This is a genomic window from Klebsiella planticola ATCC 33531 (genome assembly GCF_000735435.1).
In the GTDB taxonomy this organism is placed as follows: Bacteria; Pseudomonadota; Gammaproteobacteria; order Enterobacterales; family Enterobacteriaceae; genus Klebsiella; species Klebsiella planticola.
In genome coordinates this window covers 101,855-128,806 of sequence record NZ_JMPP01000028.1, presented here as the reverse complement: position 1 = coordinate 128,806, position 26,952 = coordinate 101,855, and the positions used below count along the sequence as shown (strand labels likewise).

Annotated in this window: 21 protein-coding genes and 2 tRNA genes; 9 read left to right on the top strand and 14 right to left on the bottom strand. The window is 53.1% G+C overall.

Annotation, left to right across the window (positions count from 1 at the left end; all coding sequences use genetic code 11):
* Positions 1-90 precede the first annotated feature (90 nt).
* Complete coding sequence (gene yedA / locus GRPL_RS12405; RefSeq protein WP_032699321.1) at positions 91-1,002, top strand: drug/metabolite exporter YedA; 912 nt, start codon at positions 91-93, stop codon at positions 1,000-1,002.
* On the opposite strand, the gene GRPL_RS12410 is transcribed toward yedA, so the two are convergent.
* Genes GRPL_RS12410 through drpB form a run of 4 tightly spaced genes read right to left on the bottom strand, consistent with a single transcriptional unit; the run spans position 977 to position 3,961 of the window.
* Positions 977-1,432 carry a very short patch repair endonuclease gene (locus GRPL_RS12410; protein ID WP_050500309.1) on the bottom strand — a complete coding sequence of 152 codons (456 nt, stop codon included), beginning with the start codon at positions 1,430-1,432 and terminating at the stop codon, positions 977-979. The two genes, yedA and GRPL_RS12410, sit on opposite strands and share 26 nt — an antisense overlap.
* Positions 1,433-1,451: 19 nt before the next feature.
* Positions 1,452-2,885 (bottom strand): DNA cytosine methyltransferase, encoded by a 1,434-nt coding sequence (locus tag GRPL_RS12415; protein WP_032699358.1) that lies wholly within the window; start codon positions 2,883-2,885, stop codon positions 1,452-1,454.
* Positions 2,886-2,941: 56 nt separating this feature from the next.
* On the bottom strand, positions 2,942-3,637 hold the full coding sequence (locus tag GRPL_RS12420) for a phosphohydrolase (protein ID WP_032699318.1): 696 nt from the start codon (positions 3,635-3,637) through the stop codon (positions 2,942-2,944).
* 42 nt (positions 3,638-3,679) lie between these two features.
* Positions 3,680-3,961: a cell division protein DrpB gene (gene drpB, locus GRPL_RS12425; protein WP_032686876.1), complete on the bottom strand. Its 282-nt coding sequence runs from the start codon at positions 3,959-3,961 to the stop codon at positions 3,680-3,682.
* Between the two features lie 592 nt (positions 3,962-4,553).
* On the opposite strand from drpB, the gene GRPL_RS12430 reads away from it, so the two are divergent.
* Positions 4,554-5,624 carry a porin gene (locus GRPL_RS12430; RefSeq protein WP_032686875.1) on the top strand — a complete coding sequence of 357 codons (1,071 nt, stop codon included), beginning with the start codon at positions 4,554-4,556 and terminating at the stop codon, positions 5,622-5,624.
* Positions 5,625-5,917: 293 nt separating this feature from the next.
* Here the strand turns inward: GRPL_RS12430 and GRPL_RS12435 are convergent.
* A tRNA-Ser gene (locus tag GRPL_RS12435) sits at positions 5,918-6,007 on the bottom strand.
* Positions 6,008-6,094: 87 nt separating this feature from the next.
* On the opposite strand from GRPL_RS12435, the gene mtfA reads away from it, so the two are divergent.
* From mtfA to GRPL_RS12450, 3 genes are all read left to right on the top strand, one after another.
* Positions 6,095-6,895 (top strand): DgsA anti-repressor MtfA, encoded by an 801-nt coding sequence (mtfA, locus tag GRPL_RS12440; RefSeq protein ID WP_162180081.1) that lies wholly within the window; start codon positions 6,095-6,097, stop codon positions 6,893-6,895.
* A gap of 100 nt (positions 6,896-6,995) precedes the next feature.
* Positions 6,996-7,071 (top strand) — tRNA-Asn (locus GRPL_RS12445).
* A gap of 161 nt (positions 7,072-7,232) precedes the next feature.
* Entirely contained in the window at positions 7,233-8,480 is a 1,248-nt protein-coding gene (locus GRPL_RS12450; protein ID WP_032699317.1) for a tyrosine-type recombinase/integrase, read from the top strand.
* 511 nt (positions 8,481-8,991) lie between these two features.
* Here the strand turns inward: GRPL_RS12450 and argE are convergent.
* The 4 genes from argE to GRPL_RS12470 are packed head-to-tail and all read right to left on the bottom strand — an operon-like array spanning position 8,992 to position 12,513.
* On the bottom strand, positions 8,992-10,146 hold the full coding sequence (gene argE, locus GRPL_RS12455) for an acetylornithine deacetylase (protein WP_032699316.1): 1,155 nt from the start codon (positions 10,144-10,146) through the stop codon (positions 8,992-8,994).
* A complete protein-coding gene (locus GRPL_RS12460; RefSeq protein WP_032699315.1) occupies positions 10,139-10,813 on the bottom strand; it encodes a DUF1028 domain-containing protein in 675 nt (224 codons plus the stop codon). Before GRPL_RS12460 ends, argE begins: the two co-directional genes overlap by 8 nt.
* On the bottom strand, positions 10,810-11,235 hold the full coding sequence (locus GRPL_RS12465; protein ID WP_012541190.1) for a RidA family protein: 426 nt from the start codon (positions 11,233-11,235) through the stop codon (positions 10,810-10,812). The genes GRPL_RS12460 and GRPL_RS12465 overlap by 4 nt, the downstream gene beginning before the upstream one ends.
* 9 nt (positions 11,236-11,244) lie before the next feature.
* Positions 11,245-12,513: a flavin-containing monooxygenase gene (locus tag GRPL_RS12470; protein ID WP_032699314.1), complete on the bottom strand. Its 1,269-nt coding sequence runs from the start codon at positions 12,511-12,513 to the stop codon at positions 11,245-11,247.
* A gap of 608 nt (positions 12,514-13,121) precedes the next feature.
* Here GRPL_RS12470 and GRPL_RS12475 point away from each other — a divergent pair.
* From GRPL_RS12475 to GRPL_RS12485, 3 genes are read left to right on the top strand one after another with little or no spacing between them, the layout of a single operon-like run.
* Positions 13,122-14,525, top strand: a complete 1,404-nt coding sequence (locus GRPL_RS12475; RefSeq protein WP_032699313.1) for a purine-cytosine permease family protein — start codon at positions 13,122-13,124, stop codon at positions 14,523-14,525.
* 14 nt (positions 14,526-14,539) lie between these two features.
* Positions 14,540-16,186, top strand: coding sequence for a GMC family oxidoreductase (locus GRPL_RS12480; protein WP_032699312.1), 1,647 nt, complete (start codon positions 14,540-14,542; stop codon positions 16,184-16,186).
* Positions 16,179-17,669 carry an aldehyde dehydrogenase gene (locus tag GRPL_RS12485; RefSeq protein WP_032699311.1) on the top strand — a complete coding sequence of 497 codons (1,491 nt, stop codon included), beginning with the start codon at positions 16,179-16,181 and terminating at the stop codon, positions 17,667-17,669. Before GRPL_RS12480 ends, GRPL_RS12485 begins: the two co-directional genes overlap by 8 nt.
* Positions 17,670-17,713: 44 nt before the next feature.
* Here GRPL_RS12485 and GRPL_RS12490 read toward each other — a convergent pair whose 3' ends face one another.
* The gene (locus GRPL_RS12490) at positions 17,714-18,634 is read right to left on the bottom strand and encodes a LysR substrate-binding domain-containing protein (protein WP_032699310.1); all 921 of its coding nucleotides are present in this window, start codon (positions 18,632-18,634) and stop codon (positions 17,714-17,716) included.
* A 665-nt stretch (positions 18,635-19,299) separates the two neighbouring features.
* Between GRPL_RS12490 and GRPL_RS12495 the strand changes: the two genes are divergently transcribed.
* Positions 19,300-20,562 (top strand): tyrosine-type recombinase/integrase, encoded by a 1,263-nt coding sequence (locus tag GRPL_RS12495; RefSeq protein WP_000059622.1) that lies wholly within the window; start codon positions 19,300-19,302, stop codon positions 20,560-20,562.
* Between the two features lie 193 nt (positions 20,563-20,755).
* On the opposite strand, the gene ybtS is transcribed toward GRPL_RS12495, so the two are convergent.
* From ybtS to ybtP, 4 genes are read right to left on the bottom strand one after another with little or no spacing between them, the layout of a single operon-like run.
* A complete protein-coding gene (ybtS, locus tag GRPL_RS12500) occupies positions 20,756-22,060 on the bottom strand; it encodes a yersiniabactin biosynthesis salicylate synthase Irp9/YbtS (protein WP_032699309.1) in 1,305 nt (434 codons plus the stop codon).
* 27 nt (positions 22,061-22,087) lie between these two features.
* A complete protein-coding gene (gene ybtX / locus GRPL_RS12505; protein ID WP_001286280.1) occupies positions 22,088-23,368 on the bottom strand; it encodes a yersiniabactin-associated zinc MFS transporter YbtX in 1,281 nt (426 codons plus the stop codon).
* Positions 23,361-25,163 carry a yersiniabactin ABC transporter ATP-binding/permease protein YbtQ gene (gene ybtQ / locus GRPL_RS12510; RefSeq protein ID WP_032699308.1) on the bottom strand — a complete coding sequence of 601 codons (1,803 nt, stop codon included), beginning with the start codon at positions 25,161-25,163 and terminating at the stop codon, positions 23,361-23,363. The genes ybtX and ybtQ overlap by 8 nt, the downstream gene beginning before the upstream one ends.
* Entirely contained in the window at positions 25,150-26,862 is a 1,713-nt protein-coding gene (gene ybtP / locus GRPL_RS12515; protein ID WP_032699307.1) for a yersiniabactin ABC transporter ATP-binding/permease protein YbtP, read from the bottom strand. The genes ybtQ and ybtP overlap by 14 nt, the downstream gene beginning before the upstream one ends.
* Between the last annotated feature and the right edge of the window lie 90 nt (positions 26,863-26,952).

The following is a 26,952-nucleotide window of genomic DNA, read 5'->3' as shown; positions in this document are numbered from 1 at the left end:
AATTATCGATCAATTAAAGCACTCGCCAGCGCAGTAGTTTTCACGTTTACTATATGTCTCCTTTCTATCTCTGTACCGTCGTGAGGACGTATGGCTACCCGCCAGCTTCTGCCCCTTATCGGAGCCCTGTTTGCGCTTTATATCATCTGGGGATCGACCTATTTTGCCATTGCCATTGGTGTTGCCAGCTGGCCCCCGTTGATGATGGCCGGTATCCGCTTTCTCTCCGCCGGCGGGCTACTGCTCGCTTATCTGCTGGCAACCGGTCACTCGCTTCCGCCGCTACGACCTCTGCTCAATGCGGCACTGATCGGCATCCTGCTGCTGGCCGTCGGAAATGGTTTTGTCACCCTGGCCGAGCACCAGCATGTGCCTTCTGGCATTGCAGCGGTCATGGTGGCGACTGTGCCGCTCTTCACGCTCTGCTTTAGCCGTTTTTTTGGTATCACCACCCGCAAGATTGAGTGGCTGGGGATTGCCATCGGTCTGGCGGGCATCATTCTGCTTAACAGCGGCGGGAATCTGAGCGGTAATCCGTGGGGGGCGCTGTTGATTCTTATCGGCTCCATGAGCTGGGCATTTGGTTCCGTTTACGGTTCCCGGATTGAGCTTCCGACAGGCATGATGGCCGGTGCGATTGAAATGCTCTCCGCGGGAGTCGTCCTGGCGGTCGCCTCCTGGGCGACCGGCGAAACCCTGAGCCAAATGCCGTCGTGGTCAAGTATTTTTGCCGTTGCCTATCTGGCGATTTTTGGCTCTCTTATCGCCATTAACGCCTACATGTATTTAATTCGTAACGTCACCCCCGCCGTCGCCACCAGCTACGCTTACGTGAATCCCGTAGTGGCGGTCCTGCTGGGGACCGGATTTGCCGGAGAGAGCCTCTCGTCCATCGAATGGCTGGCGCTGGGGGTAATTATTTTTGCCGTTGTGCTGGTCACGCTGGGGAAATACCTGTTCCCCGCCCGAGCTGAAGTTACGCCTTGTGAGGTGGAGAAGTAAGCTGTAGCTCACCAATGCCCAGCGTGTCGATCTGCGCGCGGTCACCACCGCCGCAGATCCACTCTTCCAGGCGCTCACTCAACGCCTCATCGCTCAGCTTTAGTCGCCCGCGCAGCGCACATTCCCAGACGACCAGCACCCGCCACCCTCGCTCCTGCAACCGCAGGATATCGCGGCTATCGCGCGCGACGTTCTTGCCGATTTTATCCAACCAGAATTCCGTGCGCGTCGCGGGCACTTTAAACAGATAGCAACGATGGTGATGCCAGAAACAGCCGTGGGTAAAAATCACGCAGCGGTACTCTGCCACGACAAAATCCGGACGCCCCGGCAAAGTCGCATCCTGAACAGTAAACGTAAATCCGCCCTGAGCGAGCAGCGCGGCGAGCCGTTTTTCGATTGCCGTATCGCGCTGGCCAATCGCCCGCATGTTTTTACTGCGCGTGCTTTTATCGTGGACGTCCACCGTCTTGATCCTCGGACTCACGCTGCGCCACGGCCTGCTCGATTCGCGGCGCAAGTAATTTCGCGACGGCCGCAAACACCGGCACCACGACTGAATTACCGAACTGGCGATAGGCCTGGGTATCGGAAACCGGAATGCGGAAGCGATAGCCCTGCGGACTTTCAAACCCCATCAACCGTGCGCATTCGCGCGGCGTCAGCCGACGCGGACGACGAAGCTGATTTTGCGTATCGTCGAAGTGTTGCTCGCCCAACGGGCGATCCCAGCCGCGATCGACCAGAATCTCGGCACCGTCTTTGTAATAGCGCGCGGATAGCGTGCGCGCCACGCTCTGAGGATTGCGTGGATCAACCAGTCCGTAACCAAACCCGTTGCCCAGCGCCTGATGCTTGCGCGCATAGTGATACAGATACTTCCACAGCACCGGCGTCAGAATAAATTTAGCATCCACCGTCGGTTCCAGCAGATCGCCAAAGGTCGGGCGCGCGGTCGGGTAAAATTTTGAGATATCGCGCAGGGTAAAACCGTCGTGCAGCTGGAGATCGCGACGGAAGCCCACCAGCACAATACGTTCGCGGTGCTGGGGTAAGAAATGACGTCCATCGATCACTTTCGGATCGTCGGCGCCGCTGTGGTCGGCATCGGAGACTTCATAACCCAGCTCATCCAGCGTCTGCATGATAATGCGGAATGTCCGTCCTTTATCATGGCTTTTCAGGTTTTTAACGTTCTCCAGTACAAAGATGGCAGGCCTGCGGGCAGCGATAATTCTGACCACATCAAAGAACAGCGTTCCCTGGGTTTCACACGCGAAACCGTGGGCCCGGCCCAGCGCATTTTTCTTCGATACCCCGGCCAGCGAAAAAGGCTGGCAGGGAAAGCCCGCGAGCAGAACATCGTGCGGAGGAATCGTATCGCGAATATGCTGCGCGGCTTGTTCATCGCTCACATCCGGGCGATGGCTGAGGGTAATATCACGAATATCTTCGTTGAAGCGGTGCTGATTCGGGTCACAATACCAGTTGGCTTTGTAGGTGCGCACCGCATGCTTATTCCATTCACTGGTGAAAACACACTGTCCGCGGATCGCCTCAAAGCCGCTGCGGATCCCGCCGATTCCGGCAAACAGATCGACGAACCGGAAAGCATAATGGGGATGGTGGGCCGGCGGTGGCGGCAGCAGCGTTGCCAGACGGGCATACTCTTTGGCCGTAATACGGTTAGCCGCCCGCTCAACCGTCGCCACGCGTTTTAATATAGCCGGGCTCCAGTGACGATCGCCAACGGCCAGCAGAAATGCCACCAGCGTTTTCACATCGTATATTGCCATCAGCTGGCGCAGCAGCGCCTGAGCCTCTTCCCCGGCATGTTCCGGTGGCAACAACAGGCTCTTTTCCTTCGATAAATTTTGCGGCATACCCTCAACCAGCCCGAACAATTTTGCAGAGATTACCATAAATCATGCGGGCAGTTTCAGACCAGTGGCTCAAAGCGCCTTAAAACCGCCTCATCGACCGACTGCGGGTCGCCGCGAAGCTCAGCGCTAAGCTTGGCCATAAATTGCACGAGGAAGCGCGCATTGTGTAGCGCCATCTCTTTGCCTTTGTCCGTTTGCATCGTCTCGGGTAATCGCAACAGCTTGCACTGGAAATGGTCCAGCGCATATTTTTTGTCATCCAGCTTACGCCGGTCAGCAAAGGGATCGTCAGCATCAAACAAGATGTTGTTCAGTGCCCCGGACACCGCGAAGACGCGGGCCAGTCCAATTGCGCCGAGTGCCTCCAGCCGATCGGCATCCTGGACAATTTTCGCCTCTGCGCTTTGCGGGGAAATACCGGCACTGAAACTGTGCGCTTCAATCGCGTGATAAACGGCAGGATAGCGGTCGCACGGAAAGTCCGGGAATGACGACTGGAGAATAGCCAGCGTTTTTTCTGCCGCCATCACCGAGGAGCGGCTGCGCTCGGGATGGTTTTTCGGCAGGCTAACAATGTCATGAAAATAACAGGCGGTCAGAATGACCAGACGATCGACTTGACTCTCTTCAGCCAGCCGCTGTGCGGTTCCCCACACGCGCCGGAAGTGCGAAATGTCGTGCGCCGAGTCGCCCTCGGTGAGATGTCCCGCAAGCCAGGCTTCAAAGCGTTGCTGCCAGTCAAGTTGTTGCATACACGTTCCTCTGAGAGAAGGTCAGCGTTGAGCATAGCAACTTTAATCGTGTTGTTCATGCATCCCGGGGTCAGGGCGGGTGTACCAGGCTATCGCCCCGAGGATGGCGCCGACAACGCTCAGCACAAGAAAACCGAGCAGAGCACCAAGCCACTTACCTGACGTCGATCCCAGATCGCCGTCAATTGTCGCGCCGGGGACACTTTCAATTTTACCAACGACCCACCAGTAGCGCGCCATTGCCCACAGAAAGTAACCACAAAAGGCATAAAAGACCCACAGGGCAAGTTTCCCGCCCGGGCTTCGTTTCGCTTTCTGCTCCATTAACTCCTCTCCTTTAACTGACAACGAAACCGCAGCACATGGCCAAAAAAAAGTGATGCGCGTCACATTATACTGTGAAAAAGATAACGAAACAGCACCTTCCTCCCGTGAACAACCGCGTTTAACCATCGCGAGATAGCGATGCTTTCGCGCCAGCATCTCAGGATTTATTGTTCATCGTCGTAAAGCCGCGACGGATAATAATAGCAAGATACCTGAGGGATATTTTTCCATCGTCAAAACCTGCATCAATCCGAACGCATATTTCAGCCTGGCGCATTATCGATGAGTTAAATAACCCACCCAAATCATTCAAACAACAGTCATAATTAATAGAAATAAAATTAGTGACATAAATATATCAACAAAAACACTTAACGTATTGTTATTGAAAACAATAAACAACAAAAATACATCATTCCAAAATGATAATTTTTTAATATAAAAATTCAAATAGAAACATTTTGTAATATTGGATATAACTTATTTACATTTTTATTTTAAATAAAAGTGAACCTTACCGATAGTATGAAATTGTTTTCTGCAATACTCATCTCCATTCATATTAATGATGATTAAAAGGGAATATATAATGAAAAGAAAAACACTGGCACTTCTGGTTCCGCTATTACTATTGGCCGGAGCAGTTAATGCGGCAGAAATCTACAATAAGAACGGAAACAAGCTCGATTTCTACGGCAAAATGGTAGGTGAACATATTTTCACCGACACCGATCGCAACAACAGTGACAACAACTCCAGGGATACCACTTACGCCCGTTTCGGCGTCAAAGGTGAAACCCAGATTAACAGTGACCTGACTGGCTATGGCCGGTTTGAGTACAACATCAAAGCGGATAAACCAGAAGGCGAACAGGGTAGCGCTACGCGTCTGGCGTTTGCCGGTTTAAAATTCGCCAACTACGGCTCATTTGATTATGGTCGTAACTATGGCCTGGTTTATGACGCGGCGGGTTACACCGATATGCTGGTCGAATGGGGTGGCGATGGCCTGGTGGCGACCGACAACTTTATGACGGGTCGTACCAACGGGATCGCCACCTACCGTAACAGCGACTTTTTCGGCCTGGTTGACGGCCTGAATATCGGGCTGCAATACCAGGGTAAAAATAATAACCGCGATCGTTTAAAAGCTAACGGTGACGGCTATAGCACATCGGTCGATTACAGTATCGATGGATTTGGTTTTGCCGCCGCCTACAGTAATTCAGACCGTACCGACGAGCAGACGGCAGACCGTAAAGGTGAAAACGCAGAAGTCTGGAGTTTAGCCGCTAAGTATGACGCCAATAGCATTTACACGGCGGTGATGTATGCCGAATCGCATAACATGACGCCAATGGCCAACGGCGTTTTCGCCAACAAAACGCAAAATATCGAGGCCGTCGTTCAGTACCAGTTTGATTTCGGTCTGCGCCCTTCTCTCGGCTATGTCTATGCTCAAGGCAAAGATCTCGGCACAAACGGCGGCAAGGATGCTGAAATTATGAATTATATCGAACTGGGTACCTGGTACTACTTCAACAAAAATTTCAATGTCTACAGTGCTTACAAATTTAACCTGATCGATCACAAAGACAGCATCATCACGGGTGCCGCCGAAGACGATCAGTTTGCTGTCGGTATTACCTATCAGTTCTGATGCGATTTACGCTTTAAAGCCCGCCGTGTGCGGGCTTTGTTTTTCAGATTCGACTTCTGCTCTGCCCGCCGCGTCTTCCCTTAACGTCAGTAAACGCCCTTCTCTTATCGATAGTGATGAGGACAGAAATCTTCCGCTCGCAGGAAGCATTCCGATATCATCGAGGTGAGCTCTTCCCGTCAACGAGAAATCAGAGGATGATGATTGATGGACATTCGACGCTCGGTTATACCAACACAATAGAAGTGTGTGACGCGGGTCGTTGAAAGGAATTGTCGTAAGTGTTTGAATAGTGGCGGAGAGAGGGGGATTTGAACCCCCGGTAGAGTTGCCCCTACTCCGGTTTTCGAGACCGGTCCGTTCAGCCGCTCCGGCATCTCTCCGCTGAGGTTGCTATAATGCCAGGTTCTTTGGCACTTTAATAGTTCCTGTCTCTTTAATGATGTTCAAGTGACGACTTTGCGAGCAATATGATGTTTAAATGGCCCTGGAAAGTAGATGAAGAGTCCGGCAACGCAGAAATGCCCTGGGAACACGCGCTTGCCATTCCTGTTTTAGCCAATCTTTCTGCACAAGAACAGCAGGAACTAGTGCAGATGGCGGCACGCTTTCTGCAACAAAAACGTCTGGTTGCCCTGCAAGGGCTTGAACTCACTCCGCTGCAAAACGCCCGCATTGCAATGCTGTTCTGTTTGCCGGTTCTTGAGCTTGGCATTGAGTGGCTGGATGGCTTCCACGAGGTGCTAATCTACCCTGCCCCATTTGTGGTTGACGATGAATGGGAAGACGATATTGGTCTGGTCCACAGTCAACGGGTCGTCCAATCCGGCCAGAGCTGGCAACAAGGGCCAATTATCCTGAACTGGCTGGATATTCAGGACTCTTTCGATGCATCTGGTTTCAACCTTATCGTGCACGAAGTTGCACATAAGCTGGATACCCGCAATGGCGATCGCGCCAGCGGCGTGCCGCTGATTCCGTTGCGCGAAGTCGCTGGCTGGGAGCACGACCTCCACGCGGCGATGAATAACATTCAGGATGAGATCGATCTGGTTGGGGAGAGCGCCGCCAGCATTGACGCCTATGCGGCGACCGACCCGGCCGAATGTTTTGCCGTGTTATCTGAATATTTCTTTAGCGCACCAGAGCTGTTTGCTCCGCGCTTTCCGGCGCTTTGGCAGCGTTTTTGCCATTTCTATCGTCAGGATCCCTTACAAAGATTACGTGAGAATGGCCAGCTGGATACAGACGACGGGCATTTTGTGCACTAAAACAACGAGTTGAGTTAAATTTAGCCATTTGAATCAGTGAGTTAATTTTAGTGTTGACACAAAAATGCCAGGCCAGTAGTATGCGCCTCGTTCACACGATTCCTCTGTAGTTCAGTCGGTAGAACGGCGGACTGTTAATCCGTATGTCACTGGTTCGAGTCCAGTCAGAGGAGCCAATTTCCTGTTTTCATGCCTCCTTACGAAGCTTTATCTGATATTGATTCAAGAGGTTAGCGTGAAATCTCTTCCCGGTGCATTTTGATTTTACCTTCCGCATCGGGAAAAATTGGTGGTCAAATCTGGGGTCAGGTTAGTTCGATAATGGAGTGACCCCCATATGTCCCTTACCGACGCGAAAATCCGTAGTCTCAAGCCTTCTGATAAACCCTTTAAAGTCTCCGATTCCCACGGTCTGTATCTGCTGGTCAAGCCGGGTGGCTCACGTCACTGGTATCTCAAGTACCGTATTAACGGTAAAGAATCCCGCATTGCGCTGGGTGCCTATCCTGCCGTCTCCCTCTCTGATGCGCGACAGCAGCGTGAAGGTGTCCGTAAAATGCTGGCGCTGAACATCAACCCGGCGCAGCAACGTGCCGCTGAACGCGGCTCGCGCATGCCGGAGAAAATGTTTAAAACGGTGGCACTGGCTTGGCACAGTAGCAATAAGAAATGGTCGCAGAATACCGCTGACCGTCTGCTTGCCAGCCTGAACAATCACATCTTTCCGGTTATCGGGAACCTGCCTGTATCAGAACTTAAACCCCGTCATTTCATTGACCTGCTGAAAGGGATCGAGGAAAAAGGTCTGCTGGAAGTTGCGTCCCGCACGCGGCAGCACTTGAGTAACATAATGCGCCATGCGGTCCATCAGGGGTTAATCGATACTAACCCGGCAGCAAACCTTGGCGGCGTGACCACACCTCCTGTCAGACGGCACTATCCTGCCCTGCCACTGGAGCGGCTGCCTGAACTGCTTGAACGTATTGAGGCATATCATCAGGGCCGCGAACTTACCCGGCATGCCGTCCTGCTGATGCTGCATGTGTTCATTCGCTCCAGTGAACTGCGTTTCGCCCGCTGGTCAGAGATTGATTTCAAAAACCGGGTCTGGACGATACCCGCGACGCGAGAACCCATTATTGGCGTGCGTTATTCCGGGCGCGGGGCCAAAATGCGAATGCCGCATATCGTCCCCCTCTCAGAACATGTCATCGCCATTCTGAAACAGATTAAAGATATCACCGGTAATAATGAACTGGTCTTCCCCGGCGACCATAACCCGTATAAGCCAATGTGTGAAAACACGGTCAACAAGGCATTGCGGGTGATGGGCTACGACACAAAAAAGGATATCTGTGGCCACGGCTTTCGGGCGATGGCATGCAGTGCGCTGATGGAATCGGGTTTATGGGCAAAGGACGCAGTAGAACGCCAGATGAGTCATCAGGAGCGTAATACCGTGCGCATGGCTTATATTCACAAGGCAGAGCACCTGGAAGCCCGCAAGGCGATGATGCAGTGGTGGTCCGATTATCTGGATATGTGTCGCAAACTTTATGTACCACCTTTCATTCTGAAGAGATAAAAACGATATTGTTGTGCGAGTCGAAATAAACCATATCGTATACCAAAGCCGTATACACTCTCATAGGTACGGCTTTTATTATAAGGAGCAACTAGATGAAATCTAACGTTGAGTCGTTTGCAGTAGCACTGGCTTGCTAATTCATAAATGGGAACCTTTCTTTAAGTACATTATGATCCCAAGTATAGGTATATTAATGGTAATCTGACATCAAGGTTTTCGATGAAAATGAAGGAAAACACCAATCTCCATTGGATCGTGAAGGTTTTATGAGGATTTAACCCAACTAATATTTTAGATCTGGAGTAGTGAAAGTGATCCTAGTCAAAATCTATGCCTGCCTAATAACCACCAATAATAATATTTATTCCCACTGAAATTACTAAATGCTTATGATTTACTATTTATAAACCACCACTGACCACTCTGGAATCAGACCAATTGATATCAAATAATACCGCAATATAATCGAAGTGTTTTATTATGATTAATCCAATATTAATTCTTTTATTTAGAGGACAGTTCGCATCCATTTGCATAAATTTACAAGCATCACCATACAGAGTTCTACTTGTTCAATAGCGATAAACTCATCCGGCTTGTGCCCCTGCTCCATACTGCCCGGCCCGCAAATCAGGGTTGCAATCCCCGCTTCATCAAATAATCCCCCTTCAGTGCCAAACGCCACGGTAGAGAAATCGTCGCTTCCGCTCCATTGCGCCAGCCATTGGGCAAATTGTGATTGGGGATCGGTGAGCAGGCCTGGGTAGTGGCTGAGCGGCAGAAAATGAATCGTGCTTTCAGCCTCCACCGCCTGCATTTGCGGTAACAGTTGCTGTTGCGCGTACTGCTCAACCTGGGTAATGACCCCCTGAACATGCACCTCCGGCAGATAGCGGATTTCGAAATCAAACTGACAATCCTGCGGCACGATGTTCAGCGCGCTGCCGCCCTGAATCACACCGGTCTGGAGCGTGCTATAGGGGGGATCAAAACGCGCATCCTCTATCTGCTTCAGTTGCTGCGCCGCTTCGCCGAGCTGATTGATAAGCCTTGCCGCGTATTCGATGGCATTGACGCCAGAAGGTGCATAGGCCGAGTGGCAGGCGCGACCATGCACCTGACAACGCATCGCCACCTTGCCTTTATGTCCATATACCGGGCGCATTTCTGTCGGTTCGCCGATGATACACATGGCGGGCTTTTCTGCTGACGCACGCAAAAACTCCACCATGCTCCGCACCCCGAGGCAGCCCACTTCCTCATCATAGGAAAAAGCCAGATGCAGCGGCAGACGCAACGGCTGGGCCAGAAAGCTATCCAGCGATGCCAGCACGCAGGCCAGAAAGCCTTTCATGTCCGCACTGCCGCGACCATAGTAGCGCCCTTTCTGTTGTGTCAGGGCAAACGGCGGCAGCGTCCATTGCTGACCATCGACCGGCACCACATCGGTGTGACCGGATAACATCACCCCGCCATCACCACCCGGCCCCAGCCGGGCATACAGATTGGCTTTGCGCCCGCTGTCATCCATGATGCGTTGCGATGCGATCCCGCGCTGCGCCAGAAAATCCTCAATCCAGGTAATCAAGGCCAGATTGGATTCGCGGCTGGTGGTATCAAACGCCAGCAACGCCGCAAGGATATCGCGCACCGCGCTACTCATCGCCGGGTACGCCATAGCTCGGAGCATCACGTGGATCCAGTGCCCGGGTGACGTAAGCCTGCATCTGAGGTTCATACGCCAGCCACAACTTGTGCAGTTCTGCCAATGGGTTTTCTTCTGCCCAGTCAACGCGCAGATCCACCAGCGGCCAGGTGTAATCATCCACCACCTTCACAGCAGCAGAATGCACCGGCCCCGCCTCACCACCGGCATCGATCCCTGCCTGCAACGCCGTGAGCAGGCGACCAGTAAGCTCACCGGTGGCAGCTTCAAAAGCCGCCGCCATCTCGGCAATCACCTCTTGTTCCGCCAGCATATTTCCTGCTGCCACGCACTCTTTGCCCTGTACCACATGATAAATACCCAGCGTCTTGTCACCGCTAAAGGCGGCGCTGCGACCGCTGGCGTCAATGACCATCACCTGGCGATATTCGCTAAAGCGATCTTCTGCCAGTGCTCTTGTCAGCGCCTGTTCCGGCGTTAAGCCCTCTTCCAGACGCGCCAGAATCTGCTGCCCCAGCGCCGGTAATGTGATATTCTGGCTGGATACCGCACCCACTCCGGCCACCAGCCACGGGCAACGCGCACCTACGGCAATGCTCGACGAACTAATGGCGATACCAAGCTGGCCGGACTCCGTACAGCGTGCCGCAATCGAAAGCGTCATTTCGCCTCCCAGTCATCCGGGATCACCGCAATCACATCAATTTCCATCAGCCACTGCGGCTGTGCCAGCGCCGAAACCACCAGGCCAGTTGAAATCGGAAACACCCCTTTCAGCCATTTCCCCACTTCCTGGTAAACCGGCTCGCGATAACGCGGATCGGTAAGATAGGTGGTGGTTTTCACGATATGGCTCAGGTCGCTACCGGCTTCTTCCAGCAGCTGTTTAAGGTTTTTCATCGCCTGTTCGGTTTGAGCGCGTGGATCGCCCAGCCCGACCAGATTCCCTGCAAAATCGGTACCCACCTGGCCGCGCACGTAGACGGTATTACCGGCGCGTACCGCCTGGCAGAGATCGTTGTCCAGTGTCTGATTCGGATAAGTTTCTTTGGTGTTGAACATACGAATACGTTGATGTGTAGGCATAACAGTTCCTTAAAGCGAGTCAGAGGGTGCGCGATACTGCTGGTACTGGCGCTGGATAGCGATCTGGTCAGCAATGAATTTGGCATCGTGCCAGACGCCCCAGATAAAGGTGGAACCACGACGTGACAACCACGGCAAGCCAAGAAAATAAACGCCCGGCTCACTGGACACGCCACGATGATGCTGCGGTCTGCCCTGTTCATTGAAGGCATTGACCTTTAACCAGCTGTAATCGGTGACGTAGCCCGTCGCCCAGATAATGCTGGTGATTCCGGCCTCTGCCAGATTCAATGAGAGCTGCGGATGGGTGACACAAGCGGGGTCTGGCAGGAACTCACGCGCCTGTGGTTCTGGCGGTAAATCGAGGCCGTTGCGCTCGATATACGCATCGGCAGCATCCAGCAACGCGAGATAATTCGCATCGCCACGCGCAATATTCTCCGCCAGATCATCCTGAAAACGTACGGTGTTTTCGGTGAAACTTTCCGTCAGGCCAACGAGGTTTACGCCCTGCGCCGCCAGACGACGGAAATCGACGGTATGTCCACCGCGTGCACCGCTCACGGCGATGGTGACATGCTCTTTGCCCGGTTGACTGGCCGCGGCATCCCACAATCCGAGCACCCCAAGCCACCAGCAGAAGTCCCGGCCACGGTAAGAACGTGGCGGGCGATCGTGCGGCCCCACCGATAACCACACTGGTTTACCGGATCGTTGCAATTCATCGGCAATCTGCACCCCGGAAGAACCGGCACCAACCACCAGTACGCCACCCTGCGGCAGCTGCTGCGGATTTTTATAGTCAGCAGAGTGCAGCTGTTGTACCTGGCTATGTTGAGGAGCAATCGCCGGGATAACCGGACGCTGGAAAGGACCGGTAGCGGCCACAATACGCTGCACATTGATCACGCCTGCGGAGGTGGTGACGGTGAAACCACTGCGCCCCTGATTGCGTTCAGCGCTTATCACTTCGACGCCAGTAAGAATCGGTAACTGGTTCATGGCGGCGTAGCTGACAAAATAATCGGCAACCTGTTCTTTCGCCACGAAGCTGTCTGGTGAGCAGCCGGGAAATTCCATCCCCGGAAAGCGGTCATGCCAGGCCGGACCGTTGGCAACCAGCGAATCCCAGCGACGACTACGCCAGGATTCGGCAATTCGATTTTTCTCCACTACCAGATGCGGAATGCCCAGACGCGTCAGGTGTTCGCTCATGGCAACCCCCGCCTGACCCGCGCCAATAATCAGCGTATCTGTTTCAGTTTTTAATGATGTCATTTCAACGTCCTTCATCCCGCATCACGCAGGGGATTAACCACTTAAGAAGGACCCAAGACTATTGGAGCGCGTGCAGGCGGTAAAATATTATAAAGTGAGCGTCTGGATAGAAAATATTTAACCTGCTGGCAACCTTCATCACCGAAATAAAATACAAAGCCCTGTTAAAGCCGCATCCGCACTGCACAGGCAAGATAAAAAGGTGCTGAGATAAATCAAATTCACGCGATTCACAGGCAACATTTTTACTTATTAATTTTGCAGAATTAACGATATTTTATATTGCCAATGATGCTTCATCGACGTGCAGGCGCGCACCAAGATAAAGCATTCAGCCAGAGTCTTTTATTTTAGATGTTAATAATCATGAGGTTAATTGGATTCAAAAAGATCTCACCTGTCATTCTCTAACGTCCCAATTTGGGGCGACCAATCCATAAGCGGTATTGCATCTTTTTTTTATATTAGTTGGCTATATTTTTCTTCATTTCTCTCTATAGCCAACTGTTGCAACATCCCATCAACGTTATTTTCACGCCGCCCAATTTTTTGGGTGGTTATAACCGCAGCCATGCGGCAAGCCTGCAAATGACTTTGTTGAGATAACTATGATGACAAACAACCCAAAAGATAATGCTGTTGCAACCACAATAGAGTTGAGCACTATCCAGCCTATTCCCGCGCATGAACGTCATGGCAAGCCACGGGATCTTTTTACCATCTGGTTTGGTTCAAACATCATGTTGCTAACCGTGATTACCGGTGCGCTGGCGGTGAGTATTTTCCACTTATCTTTTATGTGGGCCACCATCGCCGTATTGATTGGTAACCTTGCCGGCGGGCTGTTTATGGCATTGCATTCCGCGCAGGGGCCACAATTAGGTGTGCCGCAGATGGTGCAAACCCGCGGCCAGTTTGGTTCTTATGGTTCCGTGCTGGTGGTGGCGTTAGTCGTCATCATGTATATCGGCTTTCTGGCATCGAACCTGGTGCTGGGCGGTCAGTCACTGCACGCCATCTACGCACCGGTTTCTACGGATACCGGCATTCTGGTTTCTGCGGTACTCAGCCTGGTGGCCTGTGCCTTCGGCTATAACCTGATTCATGCCTACACCAAGGTGATGTCATGGGTATCCGGTATTATTTTGCTCACGGCCTTTGTGTGGATTGTTTTCGTGCATGGTCTGCCGACTGATTTTCTCGCGCGCAATGGTTTTAATCTCAGCGGATTCCTCGGTGCCATTTCCATCGCCGCGTTATGGCAGCTGGCCTACGCGCCTTATGTATCCGATTATTCCCGCTACATGCCAAAAGATATCAGCGAAAAAAGTGTCTTCTGGTGTAGTTACCTGGGATGCGTACTGGGTTCATTGTTCCCGATGATTCTTGGTATTCTGGTTTCTATTTGCATTGTGGAGGGTGATTTAATCACCGGCATTGTGAATATGACCGGCGGATTATCCTCCACCGTCATTATTGTGTTTGCCTTAGGCATTGCCGCGACCAATGCAATGAACCTCTATTGCGGCGTGCTCTGCACCCTGACGCTCGGCCAGACATTCCTGCCTAAGTGGTCGCCGCTTTCTGGCGCCCGCATTGTGGTTTCAATTGTCACCATCCTTATCGAAGTGCTGATTGCGATTTATGGTCAGGAAAACTTTCTGGTCAATTACACCAACTTTATTCTGATGTTGCTGTATGTGCTGGTGCCGTGGACGGCAATTAACCTGGTTGATTACTATCTGGTTGCCCACGGTAATTATGATGTCGCTTCATTCTTCCGTCGCGACGGTGGCATATACGGTTATTTCAATTCAAAAGCCATTTTCTGTTATCTGCTGGGTATCGTGGTCGAGATTCCATTTATGTCCACCGCCATTTACACCGGTCCGGCAGCGAATATGTTAGGTGGTGCCGACATCTCTTGGATTATTGGTTTAGCCATTGTCTCGCCTGTTTATTATTTCCTCTGCCGTACTCAGGCAGTGGCGCAAACCTCTGTTGCTAAATAATTACCGGAATGACTATGAACAATAGCAATACCTACGACTACATCATTATTGGTGGGGGTTCCGCAGGTTCCGTGCTGGCCGCCCGGCTTGCGCAGCAGGCAGATCTGAAGATCTGCCTGATTGAGGCTGGCAGTCGCGATGAGACCCCTCGCATCCAGACGCCTGCGGGAACCATTACCCTGTATAAAAGCAAAAAGTTCAGCTGGAACTTTTATTCAACGCCACAAAAAAGCCTGGGGGGACGACAACTCCACGTCCCGCGCGGCAAGGCGCTGGGGGGTTCCTCATCCATGAACAGCATGATTTATATTCGCGGATTACCTTCTGATTATGACCGCTGGGAACAGCAAGGTTGTGAGGGTTGGGGCTGGAATCATGTCCTGCCCTGGTTCAAACGCTCGGAAAAGAATCTGCTGTCTCAGGACCCGGCATATCATGGTTTTAACGGCGAATTACTGGTTGATAAACCGCGCGATCCCAATCCGGTATCAGCGCTGTTTGTCGCGGCGGGCAAGCGGGTCGGATTAGCGGAGAACACCGACTTTAACGGTAAATCGCTGTCGGGTGTCGGCATTTATAACGTTACGCAAAAAGAGGGCAAACGGTTATCGAGCTATCGCGCATTTTTGCATCCCCATATTGGTCAAAGCAATTTGACGGTCATGACCGACTGCACCGTGCAAACGTTGATTATTGAAGACAAAGTGGTCAAAGGCGTACGTATTACTGAGCATGGCCGCGATCAACCCACGTCAATTTTGTGCCGCCAGGAAGTCATCCTGTCAGCAGGCTCCATTGGCTCACCACATATTCTCTTGAAGTCAGGCATCGGGCCTGCCGCCGAACTTGAAGCCGCAGGTATCCCGCTAGTGCACCCTCTCCCCGGCGTGGGTAAAAATCTTCAGGATCATCTGGATGGTCTGGTCACCGTGCGGTCCGGTAACCCGCTAACGCTGGGTTTTTCCCTCGCCGCCTGGAAACCGATCCTGACTTCACCCTTCAACTATCTGTTTCGCCGCAAAGGTTGGTTAACCACCAATTATGTAGAAGCGGGAGGTTTTGCCGCGACGAACCTCAGTAGCGATGAACCCGATATTCAGTTCCATTTTGTGCCGGGTTATCGCAGCCACCGGGGGCGCTTATTTGAATGGGGCCACGGCTACGCGATTCACACCTGCGTGTTACGCCCGAAATCGATCGGCGCGTTGCAGTTAACGCGCGATGGACAAATCGCAATTGATTTTAATTTCCTCGCCGACCCTTATGACGCCAGCGTGCTGGTTGAGGGGATAAAAGTGGCAAGGAACATTCTTGCTCAGCCGGAATTCGCCGCAATGCGGGGTGAAGAGATGCTGCCGGGCGAACATATTCAGACCGACGAACAGCTGCATCAATACGTCAGAGAATATTGCGCCACCGTTTTCCATCCGGTGGGCACCTGCAAGATGGGCCGGGATGAAATGAGCGTTGTCGCACCGGATACCCTCAAAGTGTATGGCGTGGAAAATTTGCGCGTGGCTGACGCATCAATCATGCCATCGCTTATCAGCGGCAACACCAATGCCCCTTCAATAATGATTGGCGAACGTGCGGCAAGCATGATCCTGCAAGGAACGCCGGTAGCTGAGACCAAGACGAATAAGGAGAACGCGTATGCTTAATCGTGATTACTGGCAAGGTCTGCTGAACCAACAACGCTTTAGCACGCATTCCCTTATCGGGGGTAAACCTTACTTCGCCAAAGCGGAGAAAACCTGGGCGGTAGTGAATCCCGCCACCAATGCGGTGTTAGCGGAAGTCACCGCTTGTCAGGCTGAGGATATTGACGCTGCGGTGGATTCCGCCCGCCAGGCGTTTACCTCTGGCATCTGGTCCGGGTGCCCGTTAGCGCAACGCAAAGCGGTACTGCGCAGGCTGGCGGATCTGATGCTGGAGCATCGGGAAGAACTGGCGCTGCTGGAAAGCGTCAGCATGGGAAAACCGGTGCTCGATGCGTATAACGTTGATGTGCCGGGGGCTGCCCATGTGATTGCCTGGTACGCAGAAAGTATCGATAAGATTTATGACGAAGTCGCCCCGACCCGTCCAGGCACGCTGGCAACCATCACTCGTGAGCCTGTCGGCGTTGTAGCCGCCATTGTACCGTGGAATTTCCCCCTCGATATTGCTGCCTGGAAAATCGGACCGGCCCTGGCCGCCGGAAATAGTGTGATCCTGAAACCCTCGGAGAATTCGCCTTTCACCGCACTGAAACTGGCAGAATTGGCGCTGGAAGCCGGATTACCCGCCGGGGTGTTAAATGTGGTTACCGGGCTGGGGATCGAAGCCGGTGCCGCACTGGGCCTGCATAACGATGTTGATGTGCTTACCTTTACCGGTTCAACCGCGGTGGGCAAAGCCTTTATGACCTATTCCGGCCAATCAAATTTGAAACAGGTGTGGCTGGAATGTGGTGGCAAAAGCGCCAACATTATTTTTGCCAATTGCCAGGATCTCGATTTAGCCGCCGAAAAAGCCGCCTTCGGTATCTGTTTCAATCAGGGTGAAATTTGTTCAGCCAACTCCAGATTATTAGTCGAACGTAAGATCTATCCCGACTTTATGGCGAAGTTGATCACCAGGTTGCACGACTGGCAACCTGACCACCCGCTGAACCCGGATGCGAAGATGGGCGCGATGGTTTCGACAGCGCATAAAAATAAGGTGATGGATTTTATTCAGACTGCAGTGACTCAGGGCGGTATTGTGCGCGCGGGTGGCGAGCAACGCGAAATCGAGACGGTCACTAACTACATCCTGCCAACGGTGATTGAGATTGAAAGTGAAAACGTTAACTTATGGCGTGATGAAGTGTTCGGCCCGGTGCTCGCAGTAAAAGTCTTTGATGATGAGTCGGAAGCCATCGAACTGGCGAATAATCATATTTACGCCCTTGCCGCGTCAGTATGGTCGGACGACCTGAATCAGGCGCATCGTGTGGCGCGCAAATTGAACGCCGGGACGGTGTCGGTCAACACCGTTGATGCGCTGGATGTGACCGTTCCTTTTGGTGGCAATCAGCAATCAGGTTTTGGCCGCGACCTGTCTTTACATGCCTTTGATAAGTTCACCAAATTAAAAACCACCTGGATTGAATTACGTTAAGTCCAACTGACATTGGCTCTACCCGCAACGGGTAGAGCCACCATTTAATGGCTGCTGACGGCCGGAGTTAATTCAACGCTGCGGCAATAATCCATGAATAGCCGCGTCGGCCGCGTCGGTTCATTATTTTGCAGATAAGCCATAATCAGCGTCGATGCCGCCATTTCATCGACAATATCCAGCTGCACCAGGCGCTGCCCATCGTATGTCACATCCGAACAGGGCCGGGTCACCAGCACCGAAAAACCCAGCCCCTGCCCGACCATGCACCGCACCATTTCAATTGACGGTGAGCTATAGGCCACTTCAGGGTAATAACCATTCTCTTTGAAAATGCTGATAAAGTAATTTTTGCTGGGTACCGCATCCAACAGGATCATCGGTTCGCTTGCCAGTTCCTGTAACGTCACCGCACTTTTTTTCGCTAGCGGATGCGCCGCCGGTAGCAGCGCATAGGGTTTATGCGGCGCATTCAGCGGTTCTTTCTGAATGACGTTGTCCAGGTCGAGATCGTAGAGAAATGCCATGTCAAAGCGGCCACGGTGTAAACCGTGCATCAGCTCATGCTGTTCACCGTCGTACAACTGAATATTGATTTCCGGGTAGAGTTTTTTGAAACCTGCAATCAACTTGGGCATATACAGCGGAGCCGCCGATTCAAAACAACCCACGGCGATGGTGCCGCAAACCAGCTCATTTTCTGCGCGTGAACTTTGCTCAAACTCATAAGATAGCCGCAGCAACTCCTTTGCTTTTTCGTAGAACCGCCTCCCACTGGAAGTGAGCGATACGCCCTGTGCATGATGGCGAATGAACAGCTGCTGTTCAAAAGCGTCCTCAAGGTTTTTGATGGCGACCGAAATCGAAGGCTGGGCGATGTGCAGCTGGCGTGATGCTTCGGCGATGCTTTCGGTCTCAACCACAGTGACGAAATATTTAAGCTGCTTGAGTGTGAAATGCGTCATGATAAACCTTATAAAATATCTTAGCGTTAATGTTCAAAATAGTTTCAACCTACCCAATTTATTTATGCAATATTTACGCCATATTTTCTAATTGTATGACAATTCCTAATTTAAGTTTAAGGAGAATGATCTTTTCTCAAGGGTTTAAAAGGCTAGGTTTGTAAAAAGAGTAACTTCATGCTCTGAAATTTGGCTGAGGAAAATGCCATAAGTAGAGAAGCTATTGACTACGGTATTTATGACCGACACTGACCCAACTGGAGACCCATGCTTCTTGTATATTCCAGATTCGAATGTAAAGTCTCACACCGCTTCAAATGTGGAAGCATTTGTGTCAATTGATGACTCTTAAAGGAGCACGGCTTGAACAGCATGACACTTTAGCCCGCCCCCCAAGATTAGATATAACAGCCAGTCATTCATATTCGTTTGATAAGAAGATACCTTAGATTCAGTTTACTTACGAACCTCTTGCTGACAAAAGCGATCCAGTCAGAGGAGCCAATTTTCTGTTTTCATGCATCCTTGCGAATCTTTATCTGATGTTGATTCAACAGGTTAGTGTGAAAACTCTTCTCGGTGCATTTTGATTTTACCCTACGCATCGGGAAAAATTGGTGGTCAAATCTGGGGTCAGGTTAGTTCGATAATGGAGTGACCCCCATATGTCCCTTACCGACGCAAAAATCCGCACCCTCAAGCCTTCTGATAAACCCTTTAAAGTCTCCGATTCTCACGGTCTGTATCTGCTGGTCAAGCCGGGTGGCTCCCGCCACTGGTATCTCAAATACCGTATTAGCGGTAAAGAATCCCGCATTGCGCTGGGTGCCTATCCAGCCATCTCCCTGTCTGATGCGCGACAGCAACGTGAAGGTATCCGTAAAATGCTGGCGCTGAATATCAACCCGGTACAGCAGCGGGCTGCTGAACGTGGCTCACGAACACCGGAGAAAGTTTTTAAAAACGTGGCGCTGGCGTGGCATAAAAGTAACAGGAAATGGTCGCAGAACACCGCCGACCGTCTGCTTGCCAGCCTGAACAATCACATCTTTCCGGTCATCGGGAACCTACCTGTATCAGAACTTAAACCCCGTCATTTCATTGACCTGCTGAAAGGGATCGAGGAAAAAGGTCTGCTGGAGGTTGCGTCCCGCACACGGCAGCACCTGAGTAACATAATGCGCCATGCGGTCCATCAGGAGTTAATCGATACGAACCCTGCAGCAAACCTTGGCGGCGTGACCACACCTCCTGTCAGACGGCACTATCCTGCCCTGCCGCTGGAGCGGCTGCCTGAACTGCTTGAACGTATTGGGGCATATCATCAGGGCCGTGAACTGACCCGGCATGCCGTTCTGCTGATGCTGCATGTGTTCATTCGCTCCAGTGAACTGCGTTTCGCCCGCTGGTCAGAGATTGATTTCACAAACCGAGTCTGGACGATACCCGCGACGCGAGAACCCATTATTGGCGTGCGTTATTCCGGCCGCGGGGCAAAAATGCGAATGCCGCATATCGTCCCCCTCTCAGAACAGTCCATCGCCATTCTGAAACAGATTAAGGATATCACCGGTAATAATGAACTGATCTTCCCCGGCGACCATAACCCGTATAAGCCAATGTGTGAAAACACGGTCAATAAGGCACTGCGGGTGATGGGTTACGACACGAAAAAGGATATCTGCGGTCACGGCTTCCGGGCAATGGCATGCAGTGCGCTGATGGAATCGGGTTTATGGGCAAAGGACGCAGTAGAACGCCAGATGAGTCATCAGGAGCGCAATACCGTGCGCATGGCTTATATTCATAAGGCAGAGCACCTAGAAGCCCGCAAAGCGATGATGCAGTGGTGGTCGGATTATCTGGAAGCATGCCGAGAATCTTATGCACCGCCTTATACAATTGGTAAAAATAAGTTTATCCCATAGTATACTAACGAATCCCACACTCTGGCAAATTACCACCACCTCCACAGGAGGTGGTTCTATATAGACTTTTATCAACTTCATGACGAAAAACACCTATTTTATCCCAAAAGAAGACAATAGAGTCACAGAGGAATCAAAGAGCGACTCAATTGTCTTTGGACAGTCTGGTTGTGAGGTTAGAAAACAGTTACTCCTACACCATTAAATAGGGCGCAATGCTCGCTAATTTCTCCCGGGTTTCTGTCAGTTCGCGTTCCGGCGTAGATTGCGCGATGATTCCCGCCCCCGCCTGTATCCAGCAGCGCTGGCTATCCTGAAATACGGAACGCAGAACTAGCGCCGCATCAAAGCGCGTATCGTCCAGCAGCAGGATTGCGCCGGAATAAAGCTCTCGCGGCGTCTTCTCAATTTGCATAATCGCGTTCAGAGCAGCATTTTTAGGGATACCTGAGGCGGTAATCGACGGAAACAGCACGGTAAACGCATCCCAGGCATCCTTGTTTTCCGCAAGCTGACCGCTCACGCCAGACCCCAGATGCTGAACGCTGCCGCGCTGGCGAACCGACATTAAATCTTCAACCGCCACGCTGCCCGGCTGGCAAACGGCCTCCAGTTCAGCAATAGCTTCTTTGACAGAAAGGATATGCTCAAGCACCTCTTTACTGTCGTGCAGCAGTTCTGCCTCTTTCGCCTTATTATGCTCCGGGTTTCCCATGCGATCGCGGGTGCCCGCAAGCGGTTCAGTGACCACTTTATTGCCCGTCACTGACATCACCAGTTCCGGGCTAAAGCCCAGCGCTTCGCGTCCTTCCTGACGGAACATAAACGAGCGCACAGGTGTGTTTGCCTGCCGCCCGTATAACAGCGTGGCGGGCATATCAATCCGCGATGGCAGGGGAATGGCGCGCGAGACAATCACTTTGACATACTCGCCACGGCGGATCTCCGCAACGGCGCGCGCAACCTGTTGTTTATATGCCTCACCATTGAGGGCGGTATCCACCGCCAGTGGTGCGTTCTGCGTCGTTGTACCGGCCTCTTTTACCCACTCGCACAAACGTCGGCACCCGTCGGCGGAGTCCGCATAAACGGTGACATTTCCCTTTTCAAAAATAAGTTCTTCACGGGGAACGGTTAACGTCAGCAGCGGCCACTCCCCGGCGTTAAAGGCAATCCCCCGCGCATGCGCCGCAAAGTTGAACCCAACCTGTCCATATACCCGACGTCCTTTCACCTGAGGATGCGCCATAAAACGACGCGCGCAGTCGGAAATGGAATCCACCGCCCATTTTTGCTCCCCGGCATCATCAATAAATGTCGCCTGCGTTCCGTCGGCATTAATGTGCAGCCGTGCCTGGCACCCTTTGCCTAAATACCAACAGGGTTGACGCTCATAGACATAACACTCTTCTTCTGCGAACTGGCGTAAAACGCCAGAAATCGTCGGTAGCCATTGTTCCTCTGGTAACGCCAGATGTAGAAATTCACTGATTTTCATCCCTTACCTCTCTGTGTTATTCCCGGATCAATCAATTGCGCTTGTCATCAGTTCTCTTGCCGAATGCAGCCGGATATAAGCAACCCACGCCGCCAGCAACGTGAATGCCCCGGCAAACAGGAAGCAGGCCGCATAGCCAAAATGTTGAGCAACAACGCCACCGATAACGCCTGCCAGAATGGCGATTGCCGCGTCAGTACATTGAAAGAGGGTGAAGTCGACACCGGCCTGCAAAGGCGATGAAAGCGACATCAGCGTGGCGTAAAGACAGACCAGCGCGCAGGCCAGCGAAATGGACTGGACAATGACCAGACACTGGAGAATCGGCAGCAGCAGATGACCCGGCGCCATCATGAGCGTCATCACCACCGCCAGCAGCGCGATCCCCTGGACGCCATAAGCCGTCAACAGCGCTCTGCCGGGTGAGGTGTATTTCATCAGCAATCCGCCGGCCAGCGTTCCTGCTATGCCCGCTGCAATATTGCCGCCGCTGAACAGCGCGCCCAATGCGGACATGCTCAACCCATGATCCAACAACAGCGGTGCCAGAAGAGGCAGCACAAACCGCATGCCTGAATTCAGCATCAATACCAGCAGTAAGCCCAGGCGCGCCTGCTTCCTCCTTAGCGCATAACCTAACGCCGGAACATGCGGGATAGTCGCTGTTCGCGTCGGCTCCGTAATGCGCCACAGGGGGAGTGACAGCGCCATAATCAGCACCGCCATCATCAGCATGGCGACAGGCCAGCCGGATGCCGCCGACAGCATCAGGAACACCCCGCCGCCGCACATCATTCCCAGATAGCTGCCGCCGACCTGCACGCTGTTTCCCCAGCCGTAACCCGTGCGGGTCAGTTGATCGACGCAAAAGCCGTCGCTGGCGATATCAATGGTGGAGGCGACCGTGCCTGCCACCATAAACAGAACAAATAACGCGACGATTTGCGTATCGGGGAATCCCCCTTCTCGCCCAAACCAGCCAATCGCTGCGGCAATAGTCAGGATCGCCGCTAGCGCGACCTGACCACGCAGGATTAACATGCGGGAACGGCGTTCCTGGCTACCGGGCGGAAGCCGCCAGCGCTCGATCCACGGCGCCCAAATAAACTTCAGCGCCCAGGGCAGCATAAACAGGGTTGTCGCACCGGCAAGCGCCAGCGAACCGCCAGCAGCGCGCACCAGCGCGGGTAAGGACTGCATAGACAGCGCCGATACCAGACTCTGCGTCACATAGACGCCGGCAATAGCAAAAATCACCCGCCCGGTCGTCAACGTCAGCGGTTTCACATTCGACTGAACATCACTCATGCACCCACTCTCCAGACGCGGAAACCCCGTCGTCGCGCCACACGCGCGCGGCCATTTGCGCCTGCCACAGCGCCTGATAACGTCCATGATGTGAGAGCAATTGCGCATGAGTACCCTGCTCAACCACCTGTCCCTCTTCCATCACCAGAATGTTTACGGCCCCGGCGATGGTGGATAAACGGTGAGCGATGATAATCACCGTCCGGTTGTGAACCAGGTTATCGATCGCTTTTTGCACCGCCAGCTCGCTTTCAATATCCAGCGCGGCAGTCGGTTCATCGAGAATGACGACCGGCGCGTTTTTCAATAACGCTCTGGCAATGGAAATCCGCTGGCGCTCGCCGCCCGATAGCTGGCCGCCCATCTCTCCCATTGGCGTCAGCCAGCCTTGCGGAAGACGGGAAATAAACTCAAGGCACTGCGCCGCGCGGGCGGCCTCTTCTACCTCCTGCCGCGTCGCCTGTGGGCGCGCGATACGGATATTCGCCAGCAGCGTGTCATCAAACAGCCAGACATCCTGGAAAACAACAGAAATCAGGCTATTGAGCTGTTCCGGCGTCAGGCGGCGAATATCGACGCCGCCAATAGAAATCTGCCCTTGCTGCGGATCGGCATAGCGCATTAACAGTTTGGTGACCGTAGTTTTGCCTGCGCCGGAGGCACCCACCAGCGCGCTCATACTGGCTGCCGGGAACGTCAAAGAAACATGATTAAGCGCGTGGCCGTCGCCTTCTTCGTAGCGATAGCTGACGTTGTCAAAGCGGATATCGTAACGTTCCGGCATCTCGCTTTGCTCTGCGACGGGAAGCGGTGCTATCGCCATAAACCGCTCAATCCGTTGCAGGGCGCTGGCGATCAGTTCCACAACCGAGGTGTAGCTGATAAACATCGCCATCGGTTCTGCGAAGCGCATAATCATCGCGACGGCGGCAATCAAAAAGGCGAGGTTCAGAGTGCCCGTCACTACCCAGACGATCCCGGATAACACCACCACCTGTAGGCCCAACTCCACGACGCTGGTGATCAGCATCGTCGCGCCAGCGCCCTGACGGTGAGTGCGGGTCTGTAAGTTTTCCAGCGCATTGAAATGCGCCAGCAGCGCCCGGCTTTTATCGGCATCGCTGCCGCAGGTGCGCAATACCATCATCCCCTGAGCAAATTCAACGATATCGCCGCTCAGACGCTGGTGCGCTTCCCCCAGCGTCTGCATTTGTCGCCGCATCGCCGGGCGGCGCCAGTAATAAAACGGCACCAGCAGAGGGAAGATCAGCAACATCACCAGCCCCAGCCGCCAGTCTATCCACAATGTCGCCAGCGACGCCGTCAGCGGCGTGACAATGGTGAGCAGCAAAATATTGGCTATCGCAATAACATAATTGAGGTTTTCATCCACGCTGCCCAGCAGCAAGGCGTTCATTTCACCCGCCCTGCCGCGCTGGAGCTTCTCCAGCGGCACGCGGCGTAACTGCTCGCCAAGTCGCAGGCGCAACTCATGGGTGGCCTGCGCCAGATGACCACGGTATTCAAAGCCCAGGCCATACCAGCGTAGCACCAGCGTCACAATTGCTGCGACGCTGAAGGCCATAGCCCAGTTAAGAAGTTGCGGCGCGTCTCCCCGTAACAGCGCATCAATGATCGGATAAAGACAGGCAAAGGCGATCCCCTGCATGAATGCCGCCAGCAACAGCGCCTGCATACTGCGTCGCAGCATCCTGGCCTGACTGCCAACGCTGGAGATAAGCTGGCGCCAGATGACGCGCCAGGCCAGGTTATCCGCAGGATTATTGTCTTTCATTTTCCACCACCTCTTCCTGTTTTCCACCCGGCACCCAATGCTGCGCCTGCTGATAGTGTTGCCAGAGCCGTTGATACAGGCCGCCCTGCGCCAACACTTGCGTATGGTTCCCCATTTCCCTGAGCTGTCCGCCGGAAAACAGCAATATCACATCGGCCTGAGTCACCATTGAGAGACGATGCGCGACCATGATGACCGTCCGGCCACGCATGGCCGCCGCGAGCGCCTTGATAAGCGCCGCTTCGTTTTCCGGGTCAGCAAACGCCGTCGCCTCATCGAGCACCAGGATGGGGCGATCCTGCAAAAGCGCCCGGGCGATAGTAATGCGCTGCCGCTGGCCGCCGGAGAGAAATACCCCACGTTCCCCGACTCGTGTGTTGTAACCTTCTGGCAGAGCGCTAATAAAATCATGGGCCTGCGCCACTCTGGCCGCCGCTATTACCGCCTCCAGCGGCGTATCCGGCGCGCCCAGACGAATGTTATTGGCTATCGTGTCGGCAAAAAGGAAGTTGTCCTGAAACACAAACGAGAGTTGCTTCATCAGGGTGTCCGTCTGCATATCACGCAGATCCACGCCGCCAATACGGATATGGCCTTTGTCCGGGTCGGCGTAACGCAGCAGCAAGCGCGCCACGGTGCTTTTTCCGGCGCCGCTTGGCCCGACCAGCGCCACAATTTGCCCGGCAGGCACATGAAAGCTCACCTCCTGCAACGCGGCGCCAGTACGCGCTTGCGGATAATGAAAGCTCACCTGCTCAAAGGTAATGCTCGCCTCTTGCGGCTGCTGGTCAGACTGCGGCAGCGATAACTCCGGCATCGCGAGAACCTGATAAATACGCTGAATGCTTAAACGCGTTTGCGCGACCAGGTTATTGAGCATCATCATTGGCATTACGGCTTCGGCCATTCCGCTGCCCAGCAGTAAAACGGCCACCCACGCGATAAAATCGAAACTGCCATAGTGCAACAGGCCGTATCCCGACCAGATCAGGACAAACAGGGTCGGGAGAGGATTCAGAATCGAGAAGGAAAAACGCGCTGAAAAACCGGCTTTGCGATACCAGGTTTTGAGCACATCGACCCACTCTTCAAGGGCGCGTTGATAGCGCAAAAAACTGGTGCTGCCGCTATCAAACGTTCTCACCACGGGCATGGCCTGCACGAACTCAATAACCGCCGCGCTAACCTGCTCGCGCGCCTTATGATAACGCTGAGCCATATCTTCCGAACGCTGGCGGGCGAGCACGAGAACAACCGATCCAAACGCCAGTACCCCCAGCGTCGCGATTGCCAGCCGCCAGTCCAGCCAGAACAAGATAACGATTGTCGCCAGCGGCATGATGATCGCGCGGGCATAGAGCGGCGTGCTGTCGGCCACAAAAATATGTAACGACTTCACGTCATCCAGCATCACTTTCGCCACTGACCCGCTGCCCATTTGCTGTAACACGCCAGGCGGAAGCTGCAATGCTTTACGGGCTAACCTGCTGCGCAGAATGTTCTCCAGATGAAAAGCCGCGTAATGAGAGGTGTTGAACGCCTGTAAGCGCAGAACAAAAGTTAAGACCACGCAGCCGATCACGCCGCCCAGCGGCCAGGCCGGAATAGCGTCAGGCGTCGCGCGAATGTCACGCAGGCTCCACGCCAGAAAAAGGAGCGCCCCCAGGCTGGTTAATGCCGCCAGCCCCGCCAGCGCCATAGCTAAAATAACCTTCCTGCGAACCGGTGTAATCACCTGCCAGAGAGGAAATCGGGACAGCGATTCAGTATTGGATGATTGAGATGACAT